This is a genomic window from Methylobacterium sp. D48H (genome assembly GCF_053345715.1).
Map to the genome: position 1 here is coordinate 1 of NZ_JBKFAP010000053.1, position 8,207 is coordinate 8,207.

6 protein-coding genes and 7 pseudogenes are annotated in these 8,207 nt (G+C 64.8%); 2 read left to right on the forward strand and 11 right to left on the reverse strand.

Annotated elements, in window-relative coordinates:
- The 5 genes and pseudogenes from ACLBX8_RS31080 to ACLBX8_RS31100 all read right to left on the reverse strand — a co-directional run.
- Window positions 1–84 (reverse strand): annotated as a pseudogene (locus ACLBX8_RS31080) (IS5/IS1182 family transposase); the annotation flags it as partial.
- Between the two features lie 103 nt (window positions 85–187).
- Window positions 188–574 (reverse strand): annotated as a pseudogene (locus ACLBX8_RS31085) (EAL domain-containing protein); the annotation flags it as partial.
- Window positions 575–651: 77 nt separating this feature from the next.
- Window positions 652–1,197: a PAS-domain containing protein gene (locus tag ACLBX8_RS31090; protein WP_447716356.1), complete on the reverse strand. Its 546-nt coding sequence runs from the start codon at window positions 1,195–1,197 to the stop codon at window positions 652–654.
- A 237-nt stretch (window positions 1,198–1,434) separates the two neighbouring features.
- A complete protein-coding gene (locus tag ACLBX8_RS31095; RefSeq protein ID WP_447716357.1) occupies window positions 1,435–1,737 on the reverse strand; it encodes a hypothetical protein in 303 nt (100 codons plus the stop codon).
- A 4-nt stretch (window positions 1,738–1,741) separates the two neighbouring features.
- Window positions 1,742–3,433, reverse strand: a complete 1,692-nt coding sequence (locus ACLBX8_RS31100; RefSeq protein ID WP_447716358.1) for a methyl-accepting chemotaxis protein — start codon at window positions 3,431–3,433, stop codon at window positions 1,742–1,744.
- Between the two features lie 292 nt (window positions 3,434–3,725).
- Between ACLBX8_RS31100 and ACLBX8_RS31105 the strand changes: the two genes are divergently transcribed.
- Entirely contained in the window at window positions 3,726–4,745 is a 1,020-nt protein-coding gene (locus ACLBX8_RS31105; protein WP_447716359.1) for a PAS domain-containing protein, read from the forward strand.
- Window positions 4,746–4,913: 168 nt separating this feature from the next.
- Here ACLBX8_RS31105 and ACLBX8_RS31110 read toward each other — a convergent pair.
- From ACLBX8_RS31110 to tnpA, 5 genes and pseudogenes are all read right to left on the reverse strand, one after another.
- Window positions 4,914–5,611, reverse strand: a pseudogene (locus ACLBX8_RS31110) (IS5 family transposase).
- Between the two features lie 223 nt (window positions 5,612–5,834).
- A pseudogene (locus ACLBX8_RS31115) lies at window positions 5,835–6,208 on the reverse strand (transposase); the annotation flags it as partial.
- A gap of 187 nt (window positions 6,209–6,395) precedes the next feature.
- A pseudogene (locus tag ACLBX8_RS31120) lies at window positions 6,396–6,602 on the reverse strand (transposase domain-containing protein); the annotation flags it as partial.
- A gap of 55 nt (window positions 6,603–6,657) precedes the next feature.
- Window positions 6,658–6,987: an IS66 family insertion sequence element accessory protein TnpB gene (tnpB, locus tag ACLBX8_RS31125; RefSeq protein ID WP_447716360.1), complete on the reverse strand. Its 330-nt coding sequence runs from the start codon at window positions 6,985–6,987 to the stop codon at window positions 6,658–6,660.
- Window positions 6,988–7,010: 23 nt separating this feature from the next.
- Complete coding sequence (gene tnpA, locus ACLBX8_RS31130) at window positions 7,011–7,397, reverse strand: IS66-like element accessory protein TnpA (protein ID WP_447716361.1); 387 nt, start codon at window positions 7,395–7,397, stop codon at window positions 7,011–7,013.
- Window positions 7,398–7,465: 68 nt separating this feature from the next.
- Between tnpA and ACLBX8_RS31135 the strand changes: the two are divergent.
- Window positions 7,466–8,072, forward strand: a pseudogene (locus ACLBX8_RS31135) (IS630 family transposase); the annotation flags it as partial.
- A gap of 27 nt (window positions 8,073–8,099) precedes the next feature.
- Here the strand turns inward: ACLBX8_RS31135 and ACLBX8_RS31140 are convergent.
- Window positions 8,100–8,207, reverse strand: a pseudogene (locus tag ACLBX8_RS31140) (IS5-like element ISMra2 family transposase); the annotation flags it as partial.

Sequence of the window (8,207 nt, forward strand, 5' to 3'; positions counted from 1 at the left end):
ACCGCCTTTCGGCTTGGCCCGTTCAGGCGGCAGCAGCGGTGCGATCTCGGCCCACAGGCCATCGGGGAGGAGCGGTCTCGCCATCTCCACCCAACGCGCCAAACCCGGTTTTGTTAGGGGCTCTTAGCCCTTCCGCCCGCGCGATCTGCAACTGCCGCTTGGTCTCGACGCCCTCTACCAGTGTCGTGATGCCCAGGCTCGTGCCGAGGCCGGCAACTGCGCGGATGATGGCGAGGGCATCGGCACTTGTTTCCGCGTCGCGCATGAATGAGCGGTCGATTTTGATCTTGTCGAAGGGGAAACGGCGCAGGTAGCCCAAGCTCGAGTAGCCGGTGCCGAAGTCATCGAGCGAGAAACGCACCCCGGCGTCGCGCAGCCGGTGTAGGTTCTGCATCGTCGTCCCGCCCACGTCCATGAGCACGCTTTCGGTGATCTCGATCTCAAGTCGCCTGGCCGGAAAGGCCGTCTCGGCCAGGATCGCCAGCACCGTATCGGCGAACGACCTCTGCCGGACCTGCACGTAGGTGTCGTTAATGAACTTGAACCGGTCGAGGTCGAGATAGTGGCAGGCCACGACCGGTAGGCCGTTCGCGTAAGCGGTCGAGAGCGCTCGGCCATCCTCGCGCAGGGTATGGGCGTTGGCGAGTTCGGTCAGGCCATCATGGCGGGCGAGGTGCTGGATGCGCGCCTCACTACGCCGCTGCTCGGTGACATCCTCGAACGTGGAGACCCAGCCCCCCCGGTGATGGGTCGGTAGAGGATTGCGATCATCCGACCGTCGGCAAGCTCACGGAAGATCGAGAGGGCTTGTGATCGCTCGAGTGCGCCGCGCACGCTCTGTTTGATCGTGTCGAGGGTTGTGGCCGGCGGGTAGCGCCCGGCAGAGACGAGGAAGCCACAGATCTCCTCCTGGGTCTTGCCGAACAGCGGGAAGTCGCCTGGGATGCCGAAGATTTCCCGGTACCGGTGGTTGCAGACGACGAGGCGGGCGCGCCGGTCGAACATGCACAGGCCCTGGTTCATGTGCCGCAGCGCCGCCTCGAAGCGCCGGAACTGCTCGGGCCAGTCGCCATCTGCGACCTGCGGAACGTCTTTCCCGCCCCTGTCACCCCGTGGGGGCGACAGGGGAATAGCGGCTGCGCTCCGCTCGTGCGCGGCGCAGGGATCGCTCGACGGCTCGGAGCCCAAACCGGGCATGGTACGCTCCTCTGCCTGTCACTACGCCATGAAGGCCGAGTGCAAGCCGGTCAAAGATTACTTATTGGACTGGACTTGAGGCGGCACCAGCGTCTCGTCACGCCTGTCGATGGCGAGCCCGAGCCGGGAACAAGCTCGACACGGTCCACGAACGCCCGCCGTGAACCCGGCAGCGGCCACCGAAATGCCCGCTCCGACTATCGATATCCAACCCAAATCGAGGCGCCGCCTATAGCCTCAAGAGTTGAACATCTGCGTCTCGATCAAGGCCAAGCAGGTTGCCAGAGCATCCGCCCATGCTTCGACCGACAGACACACCGCCTCCATATCTATGCTCGGCATGGGGGGCAGAGCGCGGATCGCATTGATCTGAAGTTGCAAGTCTCGGTGAGCCGTCCGAAGCGACATGCCAAGCATCCGGATGTGATGGCTACGATCCCCGAGATCGTAGCCGGCCTCTAGGCGCTGCTGAAGAGCTACGCAACTTCGGGACAGCACAGCGGGATCGAAGCCGGCCGGCAAAATGTGAATCTCGGCCATGGTATCAGGCAGCCCGTACAGTGCTGAGGAAGCGACCGACTTCGGCAGTGAGGCGCTCCGACTGATGTGATAGCTCGGAGGCGGCCGAGAGGACCTGGCTCGCCGCCGTTCCTGTTTCTTCCGATGCGTGCGCCACCCCCGCGATGTTGCTGGTCACCTCGCCCGTGCCGACTGCCGCTTGGCTGACGTTCCGCACGATCTCCTGCGTGGCAGCGCCTTGCTGCTCCACGGCTGCGGCAATCGAAGTTGCGACGCTGTCGATCTCGCGGATCCGGCCGATGATGCCGCCGATAGACGTCACTGCCTGGGCGCTCACGCTCTGCACCTCGCCGATCTGCCGGCCGATCTCCTCGGTGGCCTTTGCGGTTTGCTCGGCCAATGCCTTCACCTCGGCGGCGACCACCGCGAAGCCGCGACCTGCCGCACCGGCACGGGCGGCTTCTATGGTGGCATTGAGCGCCAAGAGGTTGGTCTGGCCGGTGATCGAGGCGATCATACCGGTCATGTCTCCGATCCGATCAGTGGCCTGGCTGAGCGCCTGGACGAGCTGCGCGGTCTGATTAGCCTCGCCAACCGCCGTCTGGGCGAGGTGGGCCGAGCCGGTCACCTGCCGGCCGATCTCCTGAACGGACGAACCCAACTCCTCGGCGGCCGCGGCCACGGTGCGGACGTTGGTCGCGGCCTCCTCGGCGGCAGCCGCGACAGCAGTGGACTGACTGGCCGTCTCGTCAGCCGTCGACGTCATCTGTTGCGCCGTCGCCTGAAGCTCGGTGGCCGAGGACGAGACCAGACCGACGATGCCGCCGACCGCGCGCTCGAAGCCGTCGGCGAGCTCGATCATGGTGCGCTTGCGCTCGGCGGCGGCGGCTTCATCGGCACGCCGCTTGACCTCGGCCTCCTCGGCGGCCTTGCGGGCCACCATGGTCTTGATCCCCTCGACCGCCTTGCCGACGGCACCGATCTCGTCGCCGCGGGCGGCCTCGCGTATCTCAGCGTCGATCTCGCCGCGGGCCATCCGCTGGAGCACGTTGACGAGGCTGGCGAGCGGGCGCGTGATTCCGAACATCACGATCAGCACGGAGAGAGCGATGGCTCCAAACAAGCCCGTGGTGGCGGCGGCGATCAGGATCCACTCGGTCGTCATCGCAGCTTGCTCGGCGGCGTCGCGCGCTTGCCGCAATTCTACCTTTAAGAGCTCAACGCGATTGCCCAGGAATTCCCGGAGCTTGGTACGCGCAGCAGCGGCATCGGTCCGCAAGGCTTTGGCAGCGGCTTCCTTCTCGTTGTTGAGGCTCAGGGTGTGTGCCCGATCCTGGGAGGAAGAAAATTCCTGCAACAGCCCTTTGAGCTTCAGGTTAATGTCCTTCCGCTCGGCTGTGTCGGCCAGGTTCATTAGTACGTCGTTGGCATCCTGCGTGCCCTTCAGTGCGGTGTCGAAACGAGCCTTTGAGGCAGCCATCTCCTTCTCATCGGTCTCGATGATTAAGTTCCGCGACTGTATGGCCATCTCATTGACGTGTGATCGGATGCGCAGCATTTGTTCGAGCCGAACCACCTGCAAATCGACGATATGACGCGTTTGTGCCGCGAGCCCGTTGAGGCCCGAGACTGCGTAAAACACCAAACCGGCGGCCACAATTGCCATGATTATCAACGGCATAATTGCCTTAAAGACAATCTTCGAATTTCTCAGCATCGTTTTCTCCGCCAGTTTGCCACGATGCAATTGTGTTCCGAGGCATTTAATAGAGCCCATCTGATCGAATTGAAAAGAAAACGAAGAATAATATCATGATCACGCATTCTGCCGGATGCCCATATGATAAGAATTTTTAAATTATGTATGAACATTGCGCTTGCAGTGTATGCACAAAATGGCCGTCAGCGAGATAAAAGTGCTCATTCTGACCGAGGCGAGCTTACAAATGAACTCAAATCGCTCTCGGCGGCGTGACTCGCCGACCTGAGCGACTTATGATCCAACGGCCATGCCAAATCGCCGTCGCGCATCCTCCTATCAGTTGCTCAAGCTGCTCGAGGCCACTGGCCAGATCGGTGTCTGGTCTTTGAATTTGCGAACCGGGGAAGCCACCGGCTCGGCAGGCCTCGCGCAAATCACTGGCGTGTCGCTCGACGAGAGCCTGCACGGCCTGCTTGAGCGCCTCCTCCACCCTCACGAGCGAGCGGTGCGCGGCGATCTGTTCGACCTGCTCTACAGTGGTCGGGCCATAGACTGTACGGTCCGGATCGTACGCCCAGATCGAACGGTGCGTTGGATCGCAGTCAAATCGCAGATCGTCCTCGACGCCGAACACAATCCAGCGCGTGCCGAGGGTACTGCCTTCGATGTGACTGGCCTGCATGAAGCACGCCTACTCGCCGAGCAGGCGACCGCACGTTATCGTAGTCTCGTGCATGCCATCGAAGCCGTGGTGTGGACATCAAGTCCGGATGGGCAAGTGCGGCCCAGCTCGACTTGGCAAGCATTGACCGGACAGTCGGGATCGGAGATGCGGGGGAAGGGCTGGTTATCGGCCATCCATTCTGAGGATCGCGCGAGGACCGAGGTAGCATGGCGAGCGGCAGTGGCGCAGGCTACACCCTATAAGGTGGAGCATCGTGTAGTTTGCGCCGACGGTAGGACCGCGTGGTTCAGTAGTCACGCTGAAGCGCTGCACTGCGACGATGGTACGGTGCGTGAGTGGATTGGGTTCATGCTGCTAATCGCGCCTGGCGCCCGTCTTGCAACGATGGAAACTAATCCGACGTTGCCGGCCTTGAATGGAACTCTCGTGCGGAGCGCCCGCGCGCTGTTGAATTGGACTGTCTCGGACCTAGCCGCCGCCGCCGGCGTGTCGGTGTCGAGTGTCAGACGCATAGAGGAGGGGCGGGAGACTGTGCAGCCAAGAACATGGGAGGCCCTGCGCCAAGCCCTGGAAGCTGCTGGAGTTGACTTCGTCGTGAGTCTCAACGGCAAAGCCGGGCTGGTTTGTGCGCCTGGAACTTGAACTAACCCGGATAGCGAGAGACCAATCCCTGAAATGTGGCTGCGCACAGCAGCTTGGCTCGTTGCATCGGCGGGTCAGGCTTTCACTGCGAGCAATCGAACGCTACCTAGGGTTTGGACTCGATCAGCACCAGAAGGCGACGACGGCAGCCAGGGCGACGGCTGAAGCTTAGTTGTGGGCAAGCTTGTCGTAGCGGGTGGCAATGCGGCGGTTGAACGTCGCCTCGATCCGCCACCGCTCCCGATAGCGCCTCTTGTCGTGGCGGATCTTCCGCTTGCGGCCGCGCTTGCCCGGGATGACCGGCGTGATGCCGCTCTTGCGGAGGTCAGCGCGCAGCCAGTCGGCATCGCAGCCCTTGTCGGCTGCCAGGCGTTAGATCCGGCCCGGCGCTTCGGCCAGGACGGTCGGAGCGGCGGTGACATCGCTGGCGTTGCCGGGCGTCAGCAGGAGGACGCCAGGGCGGCCGAGGACGTCAGTGAGCGCGTGGATCTTGGTGGTCTGGCCGCCGCGCGACGGGCCAATGGCCTGCGCCGTCGCCCCCCTTTGCCGCCATGGGCAGAGCGGTGGGGGCGGACGTAGGTGCTGCCGAGGGCAGCCGCCTCGCCCCACCAGCCGGCCTTGGCCAGCGCGGCGAGCATGGCTTTCCAGAAGCCGCGCCGCGACCATCGGTTGAAGCGGTTGTAGACCGTGGTCCGCGGGCCGTGGGCGGCCGGGCAATCGCGCCATCGGCAGCCCGACGTCAGCACGTGCAGGATGCCAGAGATGATTTGCCGGTTGTCCTTGCGCTCGGGTCCGGGCTGATCCTGGGGCATGAACGGTCTGGTCACCGCCCATTGCTCATCCGAGAGCCAGAAAAGGTCCGCCATCACCGCCTCCAGGCCGCAGAACGGCCGCCTGGAATCACAAAACGACAGACCCTGCAACGGCTTGGTTCGGTTCACACCCTAATGCAGTGACGCGGGCGGAGGATTCACGCAGGCGGTGAGGCGTGCGAGTCTGGGCGATGGCTCAGACGGTATGAGTTCTTCTCGATGCGAGCAGCGCGGCAGGGAGTGTCAGGAATTCCGTGTGCGGGCGGCGGGTTGAACATCAGGCCGCCATGGCCCGGGTGAAGCGCTCGCCGAAGATGACAGCGAACTGCGCCTTGGCCATGACCCATTCACGCCGGCCCATCTTCCACGCCTTGTCGGAGCGGTTCAAGACCAGGTAGAGCAGCTTCAGCGCGGCCTCGTCGTTCGGGAAGTGACCGCGGGCGCGCACGGCCCGGCGCAGCGTGGCGTTCAGGGTCTCGATGGCGTTCTTGGTGTACAGGATCCGGCGCACCTCGCTGGGGAACGCATAAAACGGGATCACCTCGCCCAGGCCCGTCGCCAGCTCTGGGCGATGGCCGGGTAGCGCCGACCCCATTCGCTCGTCTCGAAGGCCGCCAACGCCGCCTCGCCAGCCGCGGCAGCGAGCGCCCGCTCGGCCAGGGCCTTCTTCAGCTTGTCCAGCAGGCCATCGGCCTCGAAGGCTGTCTTCGGATCAGCGCCGGCCAGGAGCTGGTCCAGGATCGCGTCAGGGATGCGGGGTGCTTTGCGTCGTGCCATCGGGAACCTCCTCCGGATCCACTATGGCCGACCCCACACGAAATTCCTGACAGCCTCTCTCGGCAAGGCCCTCAGCCTCGATCTGCTCGGCCTCCTTCAGGGCCAGGAGCAACTGGTCGACGGGCAGGCTCTCGGCACGCCGTCCGAAGCGGTGACGCTGCAGCTCCCTGATGATCTGGTGCAGCTGGTCAATCTCGGCCTCGCGCGCCGCCACCATCGCCTTCATGGCCGCGGGATCATCGGGCAGGCGCGCGCTCGGTTCGCTCACGAAGCCGATTTGAGCATGGATCATAAGGCTTTGCCAGAGTGATCGACTTGGCGGATCAGCTCACGGCGACGGGAGCGCGCGTTGGCCGGGCCACGTGCACGCGCCGCCAATCGAGCCCTTCCAGAAGGGCCTGCAGTTGCGCTGCCGTGAGCCGCACCACCCCGTCGGTGACGGCCGGCCAGCAGAACTTGCCGTCCTCCAGCCGCTTCGACAGCAGGCACACGCCGGTGCCGTCGAAGTAGACGAGCTTGACTCGGTCGGCGCGCCGCGCCCGGAAGACGTGGACCGCCACGCTGAACGGGTCGGCGCCCAGGCTCTCGCGCACCAGCGCCGCCAAGCCGTCCGCGCCCTTGCGGAAGTCCACCGGCCGGGTCGCCTCCATCATGCGGACCGCGCCCGCCGGCCCGATCACGCGCCGCCCTTCAGCGCACCGATCACCGCCGCGATGATAGTAGGCGAGGCGCCGTCGCCGATCCGGACCTTGATGCCGCCTGCCTCCACCTCGATCCCCACCGCGCGGCGGCGCGATGAGGATCGTCTGATGCGCCGGCGTGGCGGCTCTGCTCGGGCGGGATCCACCGCCGTGGGCTCGGGTGCGGTCACCGCCGGCACGAAAGCCGGCAGCGCGGCGGCGGCCTGGCGCGCTTCGCGTCGCCACGTGAACAGCTGCTGCGGCGTCAACCCGTGCCAGCGGGCCACCACCGACACCACCGCGCCCGGAACGAACGTCTCCACCAGGATCCGCGCCCGGTCGTCGGCGCTCCAGCGCTTGCGGCCGACCGCGCCGTCGATCATCTCGAAGCGCCGGACCGTCCCCTCCGGCTCAAGTCGAGACACAAAACGATTCTCTCGTGCGGATCGTCAAACTGCCCGGTCAGGTTGCCCTACAGAAGATGAAGCCGGCACATCGCTTACTGTCCATCGATGAGAAGAGACAGACCCGGGCCCTGAAGCGGACCCGCTCCAACCGTCCGCTCGCCTCCGGCCATCCCGCCGCCCCGACCCACGCCTATACACGTTACGGCACCACGACGCTGTTCGCCGCCCTCGAGGACTTGGCGGACACCGTGCTCGGCCGCTGCATGCAGCGCCACCGGACCGGTGAGTTCATCCGCTTGCCGGGCCGCCGTCGAGGCCGCCGTCCCGCCCGGCAAAGCGATCCACGCGATCCTCGACAACGTCACCACCCAAAAGCATCCGAAGGTGCGCGCCTGGCTCGCCCGACACCCGCGCTGGACGTTCCACTTCACCCCGACCTCGGCCTCATGGCTCAACGCGGTCAAGGGCTTCTTCTCAGCGCTCACCCGTCGTCGGCTGCGGCGAGACTCCTTCACCGGCGTCGTCGACCTGCAGGCGGCCATCAAACGCTACATCGCCGAGCACAACCGGAGCGCCAAACCCTTTGTCTGGACCAAACCCGCCACCGACATCCTCGCCGCCGTCAGCCGATCCCCCGAACCATCCGTCTGAGTCGTGCACTAGGGCGTCTCTGCAAAGTCATCTGAGCCAGAGCATGGTCATGCCGAGCGTGACCATGGCGAGGTAGTTCGCGGCTCGCTTCTCGTAGCGGGTGGCGATGCGGCGATACTGCTTGAGCCGGCCGAT

Excerpts from the sequence above, each read along its gene's own strand:
- ACLBX8_RS31100 (WP_447716358.1), bottom strand. The coding sequence starts at position 3,433 with ATGCTGAGAAATTCGAAGATTGTCTTTAAGGCAATTATGCCGTTGATA.
- ACLBX8_RS31105 (WP_447716359.1), top strand. The coding sequence starts at position 3,726 with ATGCCAAATCGCCGTCGCGCATCCTCCTATCAGTTGCTCAAGCTGCTC.
- ACLBX8_RS31095 (WP_447716357.1), bottom strand. The coding sequence starts at position 1,737 with ATGGCCGAGATTCACATTTTGCCGGCCGGCTTCGATCCCGCTGTGCTG.
- ACLBX8_RS31090 (WP_447716356.1), bottom strand. The coding sequence starts at position 1,197 with ATGCCCGGTTTGGGCTCCGAGCCGTCGAGCGATCCCTGCGCCGCGCAC.
- tnpB (WP_447716360.1), bottom strand. The coding sequence starts at position 6,987 with ATGATGGAGGCGACCCGGCCGGTGGACTTCCGCAAGGGCGCGGACGGC.
- tnpA (WP_447716361.1), bottom strand. The coding sequence starts at position 7,397 with ATGATCGACGGCGCGGTCGGCCGCAAGCGCTGGAGCGCCGACGACCGG.